Annotated in this window: 17 protein-coding genes; all 17 read left to right on the top strand. The window is 39.3% G+C overall.

Features of this window, described 5'->3' with window-relative positions; all coding sequences use genetic code 11:
• The first annotated feature begins 29 nt into the window (after positions 1–29).
• The 17 genes from fapR to ylqF all read left to right on the top strand — a co-directional run bounded on the left by fapR (position 30) and on the right by ylqF (position 15,909).
• Positions 30–602, top strand: coding sequence for a transcription factor FapR (gene fapR, locus MKY46_RS05165; RefSeq protein WP_036124838.1), 573 nt, complete (start codon positions 30–32; stop codon positions 600–602).
• 2 nt (positions 603–604) lie between these two features.
• Positions 605–1,597, top strand: a complete 993-nt coding sequence (plsX, locus tag MKY46_RS05170) for a phosphate acyltransferase PlsX (RefSeq protein WP_036124805.1) — start codon at positions 605–607, stop codon at positions 1,595–1,597.
• An 18-nt stretch (positions 1,598–1,615) separates the two neighbouring features.
• Positions 1,616–2,569, top strand: a complete 954-nt coding sequence (gene fabD, locus MKY46_RS05175) for an ACP S-malonyltransferase (RefSeq protein WP_036124803.1) — start codon at positions 1,616–1,618, stop codon at positions 2,567–2,569.
• Complete coding sequence (gene fabG, locus MKY46_RS05180; protein ID WP_036124801.1) at positions 2,562–3,308, top strand: 3-oxoacyl-[acyl-carrier-protein] reductase; 747 nt, start codon at positions 2,562–2,564, stop codon at positions 3,306–3,308. The genes fabD and fabG overlap by 8 nt, the downstream gene beginning before the upstream one ends.
• 58 nt (positions 3,309–3,366) lie before the next feature.
• Positions 3,367–3,603, top strand: coding sequence for an acyl carrier protein (gene acpP / locus MKY46_RS05185; RefSeq protein ID WP_036124798.1), 237 nt, complete (start codon positions 3,367–3,369; stop codon positions 3,601–3,603).
• Between the two features lie 441 nt (positions 3,604–4,044).
• On the top strand, positions 4,045–4,809 hold the full coding sequence (rnc, locus tag MKY46_RS05190) for a ribonuclease III (protein ID WP_036124796.1): 765 nt from the start codon (positions 4,045–4,047) through the stop codon (positions 4,807–4,809).
• Positions 4,810–4,812: 3 nt separating this feature from the next.
• Positions 4,813–8,394, top strand: coding sequence for a chromosome segregation protein SMC (smc, locus tag MKY46_RS05195; protein WP_036124793.1), 3,582 nt, complete (start codon positions 4,813–4,815; stop codon positions 8,392–8,394).
• A complete protein-coding gene (ftsY, locus tag MKY46_RS05200; protein ID WP_036124791.1) occupies positions 8,391–9,683 on the top strand; it encodes a signal recognition particle-docking protein FtsY in 1,293 nt (430 codons plus the stop codon). Before smc ends, ftsY begins: the two co-directional genes overlap by 4 nt.
• A gap of 201 nt (positions 9,684–9,884) precedes the next feature.
• The gene (locus MKY46_RS05205) at positions 9,885–10,220 is read left to right on the top strand and encodes a putative DNA-binding protein (protein ID WP_036124788.1); all 336 of its coding nucleotides are present in this window, start codon (positions 9,885–9,887) and stop codon (positions 10,218–10,220) included.
• Between the two features lie 12 nt (positions 10,221–10,232).
• A complete protein-coding gene (gene ffh / locus MKY46_RS05210; protein WP_036124787.1) occupies positions 10,233–11,591 on the top strand; it encodes a signal recognition particle protein in 1,359 nt (452 codons plus the stop codon).
• Between the two features lie 94 nt (positions 11,592–11,685).
• Entirely contained in the window at positions 11,686–11,958 is a 273-nt protein-coding gene (rpsP, locus tag MKY46_RS05215; protein WP_004269411.1) for a 30S ribosomal protein S16, read from the top strand.
• Between the two features lie 15 nt (positions 11,959–11,973).
• Entirely contained in the window at positions 11,974–12,207 is a 234-nt protein-coding gene (locus tag MKY46_RS05220) for a KH domain-containing protein (RefSeq protein WP_004269410.1), read from the top strand.
• A gap of 386 nt (positions 12,208–12,593) precedes the next feature.
• Positions 12,594–13,109, top strand: a complete 516-nt coding sequence (rimM, locus tag MKY46_RS05225) for a ribosome maturation factor RimM (protein ID WP_036124784.1) — start codon at positions 12,594–12,596, stop codon at positions 13,107–13,109.
• On the top strand, positions 13,109–13,846 hold the full coding sequence (trmD, locus tag MKY46_RS05230; RefSeq protein ID WP_036124836.1) for a tRNA (guanosine(37)-N1)-methyltransferase TrmD: 738 nt from the start codon (positions 13,109–13,111) through the stop codon (positions 13,844–13,846). Before rimM ends, trmD begins: the two co-directional genes overlap by 1 nt.
• 116 nt (positions 13,847–13,962) lie before the next feature.
• Positions 13,963–14,307: a 50S ribosomal protein L19 gene (gene rplS, locus MKY46_RS05235; protein ID WP_036124783.1), complete on the top strand. Its 345-nt coding sequence runs from the start codon at positions 13,963–13,965 to the stop codon at positions 14,305–14,307.
• 105 nt (positions 14,308–14,412) lie between these two features.
• Positions 14,413–14,976: a signal peptidase I gene (gene lepB / locus MKY46_RS05240; RefSeq protein ID WP_036124779.1), complete on the top strand. Its 564-nt coding sequence runs from the start codon at positions 14,413–14,415 to the stop codon at positions 14,974–14,976.
• Between the two features lie 57 nt (positions 14,977–15,033).
• A complete protein-coding gene (ylqF, locus tag MKY46_RS05245) occupies positions 15,034–15,909 on the top strand; it encodes a ribosome biogenesis GTPase YlqF (protein WP_036124777.1) in 876 nt (291 codons plus the stop codon).
• The last annotated feature ends 59 nt before the right edge of the window (positions 15,910–15,968 follow it).

The raw sequence follows: 15,968 nt of genomic DNA on the forward strand, positions 1-15,968 counted from the left end.
AATAACAACTCAAAAGGTGGCGAATGATGTTGAGACGAACGAAAAAAGAGCGACAGCGACTACTATCTGAAACGATAGCTGAAAATCCATTCGTCACAGATGAACAGCTAGCAACACAGTTTCAGGTAAGTGTCCAAACAATTCGTTTAGATCGTATGGAGTTATCTATACCAGAATTACGAGAGCGAATTAAAGATGTTGCTTCTAAAAACTATGAAAATGAAGTAAAATCTCTACCGATTGATGAAGTCATCGGAGAAATTGTAGATATTGAATTAGATAATCGAGCACTATCGATTTTTGATGTACAAGAAGAGCATGTTTTTCAGCGCAATGGCATCGCACGTGGACATCATTTGTTTGCACAAGCAAACTCATTAGCGGTCGCAGTAATTGATGACGAACTAGCATTAACCGTACATTCCAATATTACATTTGTGAAACCTGTGCGTGCTGGAAATCGTGTTATTACAAAAGCGATTGTTATCGGACGAGATGATCTAAATCATCGTACAAAAGTCGAGGTAACATCTACCGTAAATGGTGAAACCGTTTTTGTTGGTGAATTTGATATGTACCGCACGAAAGGTAAAGGTGAGTAACAATGAAATTAGCGCTTGATGGAATGGGTGGAGACAATGCACCAAAATCAGTTGTTGAAGGTGCACTCTTAGCATTAGAGCAAATCCCAAATTTAGAAATCCAATTATATGGTCAGCAAGATAAGCTTGAGCCATTTTTAAAACAACATGATCGATTAACAATCATACATTGTGAGGAAATAGTAGAAGGAACGGATGACCCTGCACGTGCTGTTCGTCGAAAAAAGGATTCTTCAATGGCTCGCATGATGGAATCGGTGGAAGAAGGTAGAGCAGATGCTTGCCTATCTGCTGGGAATACCGGAGCGTTAATGGCAGGGGGCTTATTTAAAGTTGGCCGAATTGAGGGGATAGCCCGTCCAGCTTTGGCTACAACATTACCGACATTGGATGGTAAAGGCTTCTTAATGCTTGATTTAGGAGCAAATGCAGATGCACGACCAGAGCACTTAGTGCAATATGCGATTATGGGTGATATTTATGCTAAAAAGGTTGGAGGCTTACAAAAACCACGAATTGGCCTATTAAATATCGGTACTGAGGAAAAAAAGGGTAATGAATTAACGAAAGCTGCCTTCGAATTATTGAAGGAAGCTGATTTGAATTTTATTGGTAATGTAGAAGCGCGTGATTTGCTTGATGGAGTAGCGGATGTTGTTGTAACAGATGGCTTTACAGGCAATATGGTGTTGAAGTCTATTGAAGGGACGGCTGGCGCTTTATTTTCAATGTTAAAAGAGGCATTTATGTCATCAACGAAAACGAAAATTTCAGCAGCACTCATGAAAAATAATTTACGTGACTTAAAAAATAAAATGGACTACACAGAGTATGGTGGTGCAGGGTTGTTTGGCTTACAAGCACCTGTAATTAAAGCGCATGGCTCATCGAATGCAAAAGCAATTTTTAGTGCGATTCGACAAGCTAATACGATGGTAGAGCATGCTGTTATTTCGACGATTACTGATACAGTACGTCACTTAGAAATTGATTAAACAAAGGGGATTATTCAAATGACGAAAATAGCATTTATTTTTCCAGGACAAGGTTCGCAAGTAGTAGGGATGGGTCAAGAGTTTGTTGAAAATGCAGCAGACAGTAAAGCATTTTATGATCGTGCAGATCAAGCTCTTCAATTTGAATTATCTAAGTTAATGTTAGAAGGTCCAGCTGAGGAGTTAACACTGACATACCACGCTCAGCCAGCACTTCTTACTACCGGTGTAATGGTAGCTGAAAAGCTGCGTGCAGCAGGAATTCAGCCACACTATGCTGCGGGTCATTCGCTTGGAGAATATGGTGCATTGGTTTTAGCAGGCGTAATGTCATTTGATGATGCCGTGTCTATCGTGCATAAACGTGGTCTTTATATGAATGAAGCTGTACCAGCAGGACAAGGAGCGATGGCAGCGATTCTAGGGATGGAATTAGAGGCATTGAACGCAGTTACAGAGCTGGTTTCAGCAGCGGGTGATTCTGTGCAGGTAGCCAATGTGAATTGTCCAGGACAAATTGTTATCTCAGGCACTAAAGAAGGTGTAGATAAAGCGATTATTGCTGCAAAAGAAGCAGGGGCAAAGCGCGCAATACCTTTAGTTGTGAGCGGTCCATTTCATTCTGAATTGATGCGACCATCCTCAGAGAAACTGCAAGCAGCATTAGCAGAGATTACTTTATCTGCACCTGAAATCCCTGTTATCGGCAATGTAATGGCGAAGGAATTAAAGGATGTACCAGCGATTCAGCAGGAGCTAGTTGAACAGGTATATAGTGCAGTGCAATGGGAAGCATCTATGCGTGAAATGATTGCACAAGGTGTCGATGTCTTTATCGAATGTGGACCTGGCAAAGTATTAAGCGGTCTCTTGAAAAAAATTGATCGTTCAGTTGCTGCTTATTGTGTCCATGATGAAGCATCATTAGAAGCGGTTTTAGAAGCGTCGAAGGAGTGGTCAATCAATGCGTAAATTAGAAGGTAAAGTAGCTGTTGTAACAGGAGCTTCAAGAGGGATTGGACGTGCTATTGCTGTAAAGCTTGCTGAGGAAGGTGCTAAGGTTGTAGTAAACTATAGTGGCTCACAGGCAAAAGCGGAAGAAGTCGTTGAGATGATTCAAGCAAACGGTGGGGAAGCCATTGCGGTGCAAGCTAGCGTTTCACAGACGGAAGAAGTAACCGCATTAATGGATGCCGCTGTGAAAACATTTGGTTCTCTTGATATTTTAGTGAATAATGCAGGTATTACTAGAGATAACCTGTTAATGCGTATGAAGGAAGACGAATGGGACGATGTATTAAATACGAATCTTAAAGGGGTTTTCCTTTGTACAAAGGCGGTAACACGTCAAATGATGAAGCAACGTGCAGGTCGTATTATTAATATTTCTTCCATCGTTGGTGTAGCGGGTAATGCTGGTCAAGCAAACTATGTTGCGGCTAAAGCAGGTGTTATTGGACTCACAAAAACGACGGCAAAAGAATTAGCTTCACGCAATATTTTAGTTAATGCGATTGCGCCAGGCTTTATTGAAACAGAAATGACAGAGCAACTACCAGAAGATATTAAAAAAGGTATGCTTACGCAGATCCCTCTTGCGAAACTTGGACAGCCAGAGGATATTGCCAAGGCAGTAGCTTTCCTTGCTTCCAATGATGCTAACTATATGACAGGGCAAACGCTTCATATAGATGGTGGTATGGTAATGTAATTTCGATTAGGCATATACGCTGATTTTTTGTATAATCATTTGAGGGGAGGTGAATCATTTGTCTACAGTATTAGAACGTGTAACAAAAGTAATCGTGGACCGTTTAGGTGTTGAAGAAAGCGAAGTAACACTTGAAGCTTCTTTCCGTGATGATTTAGGTGCTGACTCATTAGACGTAGTTGAACTTGTAATGGAACTTGAAGACGAGTTTGATATGGAAATTTCTGATGAAGATGCTGAAAAAATCTCAACAGTAGGTTCTGCAATTTCATACATCGAAAGTAAATTAAACTAATTTCGTTAAAACTTTATTTAGCGAAAATGGATCACCTTTATAGATGTGATGGTCATCATAATACACAATGGTATTTATGATAGCATGAATAAAGTAGAAATAGTTTGTCTGCTTTGACTTGATAGAAGAAGCAGCTTCAATGAACAAAGATGTATTCAAAGGGGACGAAATAGATCGATTTTCGATCTATTGACGTCCCTTTTTCATGTTAAAAATCGGGGGCATAATGTCTAAAATTTTTTTGAGCTGACGACTGGAGTTAACCAAAAATCATCCCACAAGCATTCAACTTTCATTTTAGAGGAGATCATTTTCTATGAATAAGATAAATTTTCGAAAAAATTTCCAAAACATTGTGTTTAAGCCGAAATACTTTTGCATAAACGCCTTGAAAAAGGTACACTAAAACGGTAGAAACTATTAGGAAGGCAGATTTGTTCAATGGCTATGAAAAGAAAAGGAACTATGCAGAAATCTGGCGTACTTCCTGAAAAAGTACGCAACCAATTCGAGCTGTTACAGCATGAATTAAATATCACTTTTATTAATAAAAATTTATTGTATCAAGCATTCACGCATTCATCTTATGTGAATGAGCATCGCCGTAAGCTATTTACGGATAATGAGCGTCTTGAATTTTTAGGAGACGCAGTACTTGAACTATCTGTTTCTAAATATCTTTTTGAGAAATACCCAAATATGAGCGAGGGTGAGTTAACAAAGTTAAGAGCTTCGATCGTTTGTGAGCCATCACTAGTTATTTTTGCGAATGAATTAGGATTTGGACGCTTTGTGTTACTTGGAAAAGGTGAGGAATTAACAGGTGGTCGGGAACGCCCAGCGCTACTTGCAGATGTGTTTGAATCATTTGTAGGTGCACTCTATCTAGATCAAGAATTACAAACGGTCGTGTCGTTTTTAGAGCGTATCGTGTTCCCAAAAGTAGAAGTAGGTGCTTTTTCGCATGTGATGGATTTTAAAAGTCAATTGCAAGAAATGGTACAACAAACCAATAATGGACTTCTTCATTACGAAATAATCGATGAAAAAGGCCCAGCACATAACCGTACCTTTGTATCAAGCGTATTATTGAACGGGCAAGAGCTTGGTATTGGTCGTGGAAAATCAAAAAAAGAAGCCGAGCAGCAAGCTGCACAATGTGCAATGCGAATGATGCGTGAAGAAGCTGCAAAAGAGGAGGCTTAATAGATGTTCCTAAAACGACTAGAAGTGATTGGCTTTAAATCCTTTGCGGAGCGCATTGGAATTGATTTTGTACCCGGTGTTACAGCGGTTGTTGGACCAAATGGCAGTGGAAAAAGTAATGTCACAGATGCGATTCGTTGGGTACTTGGGGAGCAATCGGCAAAGTCGTTACGTGGAGCAAAGATGGAAGATGTTATTTTTGCTGGCAGTGACTCTCGTAAGCCACTCAACTTTGCAGAGGTAACACTTATATTAGACAATACTGACGAGCAACTTGCTTTTTCTTATACAGAAGTCAGCGTAACAAGACGCGTATACCGTTCAGGTGATAGTGAATATTTATTAAATAACCAACAGTGTCGCCTGAAGGATATTACGGACTTGTTTATGGATTCAGGGCTTGGGAAAGAGGCATTTTCAATTATTTCTCAAGGCCGTGTTGATGAAATCTTAAATAGCCGCCCTGACGACCGTCGTTCGATTTTTGAAGAGGCAGCTGGCGTTTTAAAGTATAAAATAAGAAAGAAAAAAGCAGAGCATAAGCTTGTAGAGACAGATGAGAATTTGTATCGTGTATTAGATATACTCCATGAATTAGACAACCGATTAGAGCCGCTTGAAATGCAGGCTTCTAGTGCGAGAGACTATGTCCAAATGTCTACCGAGCTAAAAGATTTTGATATTGCCATTCTTGTGCATGATTTTAAAAATTGTGCACAATCTTTGCATGCACTAAAAGCTGAATTTACCGAGCTGTCTGCAACTGAGCAACAACAAGCTCAAAATATTGCAACAATCGATATACAAACAACCAATATTCGCAAGTTATTAAAAGAACTTGATGATTATTTGGATGTTTCACAGGCTGATCTTGTCAATGCCACAATGGAGGTAGAGCGTTGGGATGGTCGTAAAGCACTAATGGCTGAAAAACGACAAAATGCTTCCAATCAACTACTGCAGCTGAATGCGACATTACAAGAAGCAAAAGAAGAAGTAGACGTACTGCTTGTACAAGAACAGGAGAAAAAAGAAGCATTTTCAGAGAAACAGCAAGCACTCTCCATACTCAAGCAGAGCATTAAACAGTTAGAACAGTCATTAAATCGTTCTGTTACGGAAATTGAACAAGAAATTGAAGAACAAAAAAATCGATATATTGATTCATTGAATGAAGAAGCAACTATTAAGAATGAATTGAAAAATATCGATCAGCAATTAGCGCAACAAAAGGCTATGGCAGCAAGAATGTCCAATCAAACTGATGAAATTGGACAAGAGCTTACGCAAATTGTTGCTGAGAAAGAAAAGCTAGTCGCTGAACACACTTCCACAACAAATGATTTGCAAGCTAAGCTTGAACAATATGAGTCGCTGCAAGTTCAGTTAAAAAATACAAATTCTTCCTTTGTTGAGAAACAGGATATGCTGTATAAAGCTTATCAGCATCAGCAGCAATTAAAGGCGAGAAAAGATACATTAGCCGAGTTGGAAGCCGATTTTTCAGGATTTTTCCAAGGAGTTAAAGAAGTTTTGCTCGCTCGTGATAAAGGTGAATTACAAGGAATTGAGGGGGCTGTCGCTGAATTACTACAAGTTGAGGGGAAATACTCTCAAGCGATAGAAACAGCTTTAGGTGCAGCCTCTCAGCATATTGTCACAACGAATGAACGACATGCACAGCAAGCCATTCATTGGTTAAAGCAAAAACGAGCTGGACGAGCTACTTTTTTACCAAAAACCGTGATGAAGTCACGTAAAATTAATCCAGCTACGATCCAACTAGCGATAGAGCATCCAGCTTTTATTCAAATAGCAGATGCGCTTGTGACATTTAATGAAGATAATCGTACAATTGTTGAAAATCTTTTAGGGCATGTCATTGTGGCAGCAAATCTGGAAGGGGCCAGTCAAATCGCTCGATTATGTGGTTTCCGATACCGAGTGGTCACACTTGATGGAGATATTGTCAATGCAGGGGGTTCTTTAACGGGTGGTGCTATGAAACAGCAATCCTCACTCTTTACAAGAAAAGCCGAATTAGATGATTTAATCCTCAAGCTAGAGTCATTACAGGATTCCATTTATAGTGCTGAACAGGCTGTAGCAACCGAAAAAGACAAGCTTGCAACACTTCGAGATCAAGTAGAACAGTTAAAGCTTGAAGGAGAGCAATTACGAAAAGATGAGATGCAACAGGCTGGTCGTATCCGCGAGTTAGAGGTTGTTGAAAAAAGCTTATCAGCCCGAGTATCTTTTACTTCAACTGAAACTCAAGATGTAAAAACACGTGAGGAAGCATTGTTATCACAAAAGCAAGAGGCAATGGAGCGATTAAACGCACTCGCCGATGAGCTTGTCGAAATCAATGATACTGTCGAGCAATTAAGTAAGGTAAAGCTACAAGGTGAGACAGAGAAGGACGTATTACGAGAGCAACTAGCGGAAAAACGTTCACAATTAGCAGTAATGCAAGAACAAATGTCGCAAGTTCAAATTTCCACTGCTGAGCTAGCACTACAATTGAACAAAGCTCAACAAAAAGTTGAAAATATTTCTCAGGAAATATTATGGCTTCAATCCGATGAATCGACAAATCATTTAAGTGATGAAGAGGTTGAGGAGCAGGTAATCACATGGAAAGCGAGAAGAGATGCCTTACAAGAGACTATTTCTCGAAAGAAAGAGGAGAAGGTAGGGCAACAACAAGAACTCACAACATTAGAAGAACAACTGAAAGAAATGCAACGTATACATAAAGGATACCTTGAAGCAATACGTGCAAATGAGTTGAAACAAAGCCGTTTAGAATTTGAAATGGATAATTTCAAAGAACAACTCGAAGAAAACTATCAGTTAACATTTGAAGAGGCAGAGGAAGAAGCTCTTTCGATAGAAGACGAAGAGTTCGTACGACGCCGTGTGAAACTGTTGAAAAAATCCATTGAAGAGCTTGGTCCTGTTAATTTAGGGGCGATTGAGGAATATGAACGAGTACTTGAACGTCATACATTCTTAACTGAACAACGAGAGGATTTACTTGCTGCACAGGAAACATTGCATGAAGCCATTAAAGAAATGGATGAAGAAATGACATTGCGCTTTAGTGAAACGTTCTATGCAATACGAGAACAATTTAAACTTGTTTTCCGTGAATTATTTGGCGGTGGGCAAGCGGATTTAGTGTTAATTGATCCGCAAAATTTACTAGAAACAGGCATTGAAATAGTGGCACAACCTCCAGGGAAAAAACTACAAAATTTAAGTTTGCTTTCTGGTGGTGAGCGAGCACTGACAGCAATTGCCTTATTATTCTCTATCCTAAATATACGACCTGTACCATTCTGTATTCTCGACGAAGTAGAGGCGGCTTTGGATGAGGCAAATGTTGTGCGCTATAGCCAGTATTTAAAAAGATTTAGCCGTGACACACAATTCATTGTTATTACACATCGTAAAGGGACGATGGAGGGAGCTGATGTCTTGTATGGTATAACAATGCAAGAATCGGGTGTATCAAAACTCGTATCAGTAAAATTAGAAGATGAACCCGTACTTGCGGAGCAAAGGAGCGAACAAGCATGAGTTTTTTTAAGCGTTTAAAAGATAAATTAATGGGAAATCCAGCCGAGGAAGAAAAACTAGAGGCGCTTGACAATGAGCAGGATGCTGATCTTCAAGAGCTAGATCTAGATGAAGCAAACGAAACGGCTGCTATTGAGACTGTTGATGTAGAAGTGGTTGAGCAAATAGAAGAATCTCCAGAGATGGAAATTGTGAAAGAAGCAGCAGTAGAACCTTCAACTGAAATAGAAAAAGAACAACCAGAAATACAGCCAGAAGTACAAGATCTGGAAGTACAAGAGCTAGCAGTTATTGAGGATACACCAGTAGAGGAGAAAAAGCCTTCTGCTTGGTCGATTACACAAAAATTCAAGGCTGGTCTTGAAAAAACACGTAATTCCTTTACTTCTAAAGTGAACGACCTTGTTGCGCGTTATCGTAAAGTGGATGAGGATTTCTTTGAAGAATTAGAGGATTTATTATTACAAGCTGATGTCGGCTTTGAAACAGTTATGGAGCTAATGGATAAACTGCGTTTCGAAGTACAACGTAAAAATATAAAAGATACGAACGGTATCCAAGCCGTGATTTCTGAGAAGCTTGTAGAAATTTATGAGCAAGGTGAAGAAGATTTAATTGATCTAAATATGCAGCCAGATGGTGAGCTGACAGTTATTCTATTTGTCGGAGTAAATGGCGTTGGAAAAACGACAACGATCGGCAAACTAGCGCATCGCTTAAAAACACAAGGGAAAACCGTTGTTTTAGCTGCTGGTGATACGTTCCGTGCTGGTGCGATAGATCAATTACAAGTATGGGGAGATCGTGTCGGTTGTGAAGTTATCAAACAATCTGAGGGCTCTGATCCAGCGGCAGTCATGTATGATGCGATTCGTGCAGCCAAAAATAGAAAAGCCGATGTATTAATTTGCGATACAGCTGGTCGCTTGCAAAACAAAGTGAACTTAATGAATGAACTTGAAAAGGTACATCGTGTCATTTCACGTGAAATTCCAAATGCGCCACATGAAGTATTATTAGCATTAGATGCCACAACAGGCCAAAATGCACTTGTGCAAGCACAAACATTTAAAGAAGCAACGAATGTAACAGGTATTGTCTTAACGAAGCTAGACGGTACAGCTAAGGGCGGGATTGTGCTTGCTATTCGCAATAAGCTGCACATTCCTGTGAAATTTGTTGGTCTTGGTGAGAAAATGGATGATCTACAGCCATTTGATGCTGAACGATATGTTTATGGTTTATTTGCCGATGGTTTGGATAAAGAATTAGAAAATAATGAAGATTAACAGCGAACATCGCTGAGTAATTTTATAAAACGCTCGACTGTGTATAGGTGAATTGACTTGTTTAAAAGAGTAATACTTGCTAAAGGCGTAAAATATGCCTGCAAGCAGACATTTAAGCTTTTAGACAAGGAGATTACCTTGACACAGACGGGCGCTTTTCGTTATGATACAAATGACTAATAGCGGGAGGAGAAACATTCGATGCTACTTGAAAAAACAACACGCATGAACTTTCTCTTCGACTTTTATCAAGCATTATTAACAGATAAGCAAAGAAGTTATATGGAACTATACTATTTGGATGATAACTCTCTAGGAGAAATCGCTGAATCGTATGGAGTTTCACGCCAAGCTGTTTACGATAATATTCGTCGAACAGAAGCGATGCTTGAGGAATATGAAGAAAAATTATGTTTACTTGAAAAATTTCAACAACGTACCCAAATGCTGTCACAGCTTACAATGGGGATTACAGAGAAAAGTATGACAGATGAACAGCAGTTAGCACTTATTGAACAGCTGAAAGAATGGGATTAGGAGGCGAAAGCAATGGCTTTTGAAGGATTAGCGGAACGACTCCAAGGAACGATCCAAAAGATTAAAGGCAAAGGGAAAGTATCAGAGCAAGACGTTAAAGAAATGATGCGAGAAGTCCGATTTGCTTTAATCGAAGCGGATGTTAACTTAAAAGTAGTCAAAGAGTTTGTGAAAAAGGTAAGTGAGCGTGCTGTCGGTGTTGAAGTTATGCAAAGCTTAACACCAGGGCAGCAAGTTATTAAAATCGTACAAGATGAATTAACGGAATTAATGGGTGGCGAACAAAGCCCTATTAAGTTTAATACAAAGCCGCCAACAGTCATTATGATGGTCGGTTTACAAGGTGCGGGTAAAACGACGACTACAGGAAAACTGGCAAATGTCTTACGGAAAAAATTTAATCGTAAGCCGTTACTAGTTGCCGCAGACGTTTATCGCCCAGCAGCCGTTCAACAGCTACAAACATTAGGTAAACAGTTATCATTACCTGTTTTTGCTTTAGGAACCGAGGTATCTCCAGTAGAAATTGCTCGTCAAGCAATCGAATTGGCAAAGGAAGAGCATCATGATGTGGTGATTATCGATACGGCTGGTCGTCTTCATATCGATGAAGATTTAATGCAGGAATTAAAAGATATTCGTGCATTAAAAGAGCCAGATGAGGTATTCCTTGTTGTCGATGCTATGACAGGTCAGGATGCTGTCAATGTGGCAGAAAGCTTTAATGAGGCCATTGGTATTACAGGCGTTGTTTTAACAAAACTTGATGGTGATACTCGTGGTGGTGCTGCATTATCCATCCGTTCTGTAACGCAGAAACCGATTAAGTTTGTCGGTATGGGTGAGAAAATGGATGCGCTAGAGCCTTTCCATCCAGAGCGTATGGCGTCTCGTATATTAGGTATGGGAGATGTTCTGTCGCTGATCGAAAAGGCGCAAGCAAATGTAGATGAAGCAAAAGCCAAAGAATTAGAAGAAAAATTCAAGTCCCAAACCTTTACATTTGATGATTTCGTTGAACAATTACAACAAGTCAAAAAAATGGGGCCACTTGATGAAATTTTAAAAATGCTCCCAGGTGCAAACAAAATCAAAGGCTTGGATAATGTAAAAGTAGATGATAAACAAATGGGGCGTGTAGAGGCCATTATTTACTCGATGACCCCTGCTGAAAAGACCAACCCAGAAATCATAAATGGTAGCCGTAAAAAGCGTATTGCTAAAGGCTCTGGGACATCTATTCAAGAGGTGAATCGTCTCATTAAGCAATTCGATGAAATGAAAAAAATGATGAAGCAAATGACTGGAATGGCAAGTGGTAAAGGCAAGAAAAAAATGAAATTACCAGGCTTTGATTCATTGTTTAAATAATAATTTTTAGGTGTTAAGAAAAAACACTTTACAAACAACCTAAACATTGATAATATACTATCTTGTGTGAAACTTATTCGGAGGTGCTATTAAAATGGCAGTTAAAATTCGCTTAAAACGTATGGGAGCTAAAAAATCTCCTTTCTATCGTATCGTAGTTGCAGACGCTCGTTCACCACGTGACGGTCGTCAAATCGAAACAGTTGGTACTTACAACCCACTAACTCAACCAGCTACTGTAAACATTGATGAAGAGAAAGCTCTTAAATGGTTAGCTGACGGTGCAAAACCATCAGATACAGTGCGTAACCTGTTCTCAGAACAAGGTATCATGGAAAAATTCCATAACCAAAAATTCAGTAAATAATCGGGGGCGACGTCTTTGAAGCAGCTGATTGAAGCAATCGTTTTACCGTTAGTCGATTATCCAGAAGAAGTTCGTATTGAGACGGATGAAAATGCAAATCGAATTGTTTATAAACTTTTTGTTCATCCAGAGGATCGAGGGAAAGTCATAGGCAAGCAAGGGCGAGTAGCGAAAGCGATTCGTACAATTGTTTATTCAGCGGCAGGTAGTCACCATCAAAAGAAGACCTACGTCGATATATTGGATTAATAGAAAAGATTTTCACGCTCTTGCAACAAGTACAAATGAGTCCTGATAGGTGTGTTTACATGTCGCTTAGGAGTTCAAAGTGGCTTTTAGCATGAAACGTAAAATCTGGACAAAGAAGGAGGGAGCTTGTAGGTTCCTTCCTTTTTTTATCTTGTTTTAACAGCAGCATGTATCTAGTACTTCTGTTTAAGCAGAACAGAAAACTGTTATAACGATTACAGCTAAAGGGTATTGCTTATATTAATAATGACAAGACAAATCAGTCTTAGCTAAAACGACATTCTTCCAAGCATATCTGTAAGCGGTGATAAATGAGCGAACGGTAGCTATTTATTTGGTGAGCAGGATGCTTTATGGAGAGAAGTTTTTTACGAGGTGAAAGTTGAATGGAATGGTTTAATGTAGGTCGTATTGTCAATACACACGGTATTCGTGGTGAGATACGTGTATTATCGACAACAGACTTTGAAGAAGAGCGTTTTGCAGTAGGAAATAAACTTGCTGCCTTTAAAAAAGACGATAAGAAGCCAACCTGGGTAACGATTGGTTCGGTGCGTCGTCATAAAAACTTTATTCTTTTAACTTTTGAAGGCATGAACAATATCAACTTGGTTGAGCCGTTTAAAGAAGGCATGCTGAAAGTAACAAAAGATCAAATGACAGATGATCTACTTGCAGAAAATGAATTCTTTTTCCATGAAATAATAGGCTGCACAGTTATTTCTGAAGAGGGCGAAACAATTGGTGTTGTGGCAGATATCCTGCAAACAGGAGCAAACGATGTATGGGTAGTTAAAGGCTCGAAGAAAGAGCATTATATCCCTTATATCGAAGATATCGTAAAAGATATTGATGTTGTAGATAAAAAAATTATCATCCATGTAATGGAAGGCTTATTATGATGAACATTCATGTATTAAGCCTGTTCCCTGATATGTTCTCAGGCGTTTTTGGTGCATCTATTTTAAAGAAAGCGCAAGAAAAAGGTGCTGTAAAGCTAGAGGTCACGGATATTCGTACATTTTCAGGGAACAAACACAAGCAAGTCGATGACTATCCATATGGTGGTGGTGCGGGTATGGTTTTAAAGCCTGAACCTATGTTTAGTGCAGTGGAGGCCATCACTGCTGGCAAACAACCACGTATCATTTTAATGTGTCCTCAAGGTGAACGATTCACCCAGAAAAAAGCAGAAGAGCTAGCACAAGAAACGGAGTTAGTGTTCTTATGTGGTCATTATGAAGGCTATGATGAGCGTATACGTCAGCACCTCGTGACAGACGAGATTTCCATTGGCGATTTCGTGTTAACAGGTGGGGAATTAGGCGCTATGACTGTTATTGATAGCGTAGTTCGATTGTTGCCTGGTGTCTTAGGGCAAGAGAATTCGCATATCCAGGATTCTTTTTCAACGGGTCTACTTGAGCATCCACATTATACACGACCTGCGGAGTTTCGTGGGATGAAGGTACCTGATGTTTTAGTATCGGGGAATCACGCTAGAATCGAGCAATGGCGAGAGGAACAATCGCTGAAAAGAACTTTTGAGCGCCGTCCTGACTTATTGGAGCATTATCCATTAACAGACAAGCAAAAATTGTATCTAGAAAAACTAAAAAACAATCATCAAGATGCTTGATTGCCTGCTCTATTTATGATAACATCTAATCTGTACTTCTATGTGAAGTGCTGAATCACGGTGTTCCGCTGTGGCATAGATTGCGTGCAAGAGCATCTGTCTAAGGAGAGAAAACAATGTCAAACATTATTACAGAAATTACAAAAGCTCAGCTTCGCACTGATCTACCAACTTTCCGTCCTGGTGATACTGTTAAGGTACACGTGAAAGTAGTAGAGGGTACTCGTGAACGTATCCAACTTTTCGAAGGTGTAGTAATTAAACGTCGTGGTGGCGGTATTAGCGAAACTTTCACAGTTCGTAAAATTTCTTACGGTGTAGGTGTTGAGCGTACATTCCCTGTACACACACCAAAAATCGCTAACTTAGAAGTTGTACGTCGTGGTAAAGTACGTCGTGCTAAACTTTACTACCTACGTAACCTACGTGGTAAAGCTGCTCGTATTAAAGAAATTCGATAATTATGACTTAAAAGTGAGGGGCTTGTGTTCAAGCCCCTTTTCTTTTTGCTTGTCATCTTTATTCACTATCATCTAAAATAGTGTTAGACAAGGGGGCAATTCTCAATGGAAAAACAAGTGAAAGAAAAGAATGAATTATGGGAATGGACAAAAGCACTATTAATTGCATTTGCGATTGCTGCAGTGATTCGATATTTTTTATTTACACCCATTGCAGTTGATGGAGAGTCCATGATGCCAACCCTTGAAGATGGCGACCGGATGATTGTGAATAAGATTGGTTATAAAATAGGTGAACCAAAGCGTTTTGATATCGTTGTATTTCATGCACCTGAACAAAAAAATTACATAAAGCGTGTAATAGGACTGCCAGGAGATACGCTGGAATATAAGGACGATCAATTATATATTAATGGTGAACCAATAGATGAGCCCTATTTAGATGCATATAAAGCGCAAATTGCTGGGGGGACCCTAACAGAAGACTTTACCTTAAAAGATATTGATGTTTCCGTGGATACTATTCCAGAAGGATATGTTTTTGTCATGGGGGATAACCGTCGAAATAGTAAAGATAGTCGTCATATTGGCCTTGTTGAACAAAAGGAAATTATTGGTAATACAAGTTTGATTTTCTGGCCATTTAGTGACATAAAAATTGTAAAGTAATGCAAGAAAGGGAGAGCTTAATCACTCCCTTTTTCTTTTAGTTTAGGAGGTATAGCTATGACAATACAATGGTTTCCAGGGCATATGGCGAAAGCCCGACGTGAAGTAACGGAAAAATTAAAGCTTGTCGATATTATATTTGAATTAATAGATGCACGTTTACCGCTATCCTCACGTAATCCGATGATCGATGAAGTGATTAACCAAAAACCACGTCTTTTAATTTTAAATAAAGCGGATATGGCAGATGAGCAAGAAACACGTAAATGGGTAGAATATTTTGCACAACGTGGTCATAAAGCCGTAGCCATAAACTCACTTGAGGGTAAGGGCTTACAGCAAGTAACAAAAGCGGCGCAAGAAATTTTAAAAGAGAAATTTGATCGCATGAAGGCGCGAGGTATGAAACCTAGAGCTATTCGTGCCATGATTGTTGGAATACCTAACGTAGGGAAATCCACACTGATTAATCGCTTGGCGAAAAAAAATATCGCTAAAACCGGAAATACACCAGGTGTAACAAAAGCACAGCAATGGATTAAAGTTGGTAAAGAGCTAGAGCTACTGGATACACCAGGTATTTTATGGCCAAAATTTGAAGATCAAGAAGTAGGCTTTAAATTAGCTTTAACTGGTGCGATTAAGGATACCATCACAAATATGGAAGATTTAGCTGTCTATGGCTTGCGTTTCTTATCCGATCATTATCCAAAGCGTATGGAGGAACGTTATGGTTTCGAATTTATCCATGAGGAGCTAGTGGATACTTTTGATCATATTGGCAAGCTACGCCGTGTATTTGGACCTGGCGGAGAAATTGATTATGATCAAGTAGCACAGCTGATTGTTCGAGATATACGCGGCTTACAATTAGGCAAACTGACCTTTGATTTTGTTGATGAACAGCTAAAAAAAGAGGCTGAACAATTATAAGTATTGAAACTGTCACATGTTCTTTTGTGACAGTTTTTCTTTTAGGAATGAATTTTCTT

Source organism: Lysinibacillus sp. FSL M8-0355, from assembly GCF_038008985.1.
Classification (GTDB): domain Bacteria; phylum Bacillota; class Bacilli; order Bacillales_A; family Planococcaceae; genus Lysinibacillus; species Lysinibacillus fusiformis_D.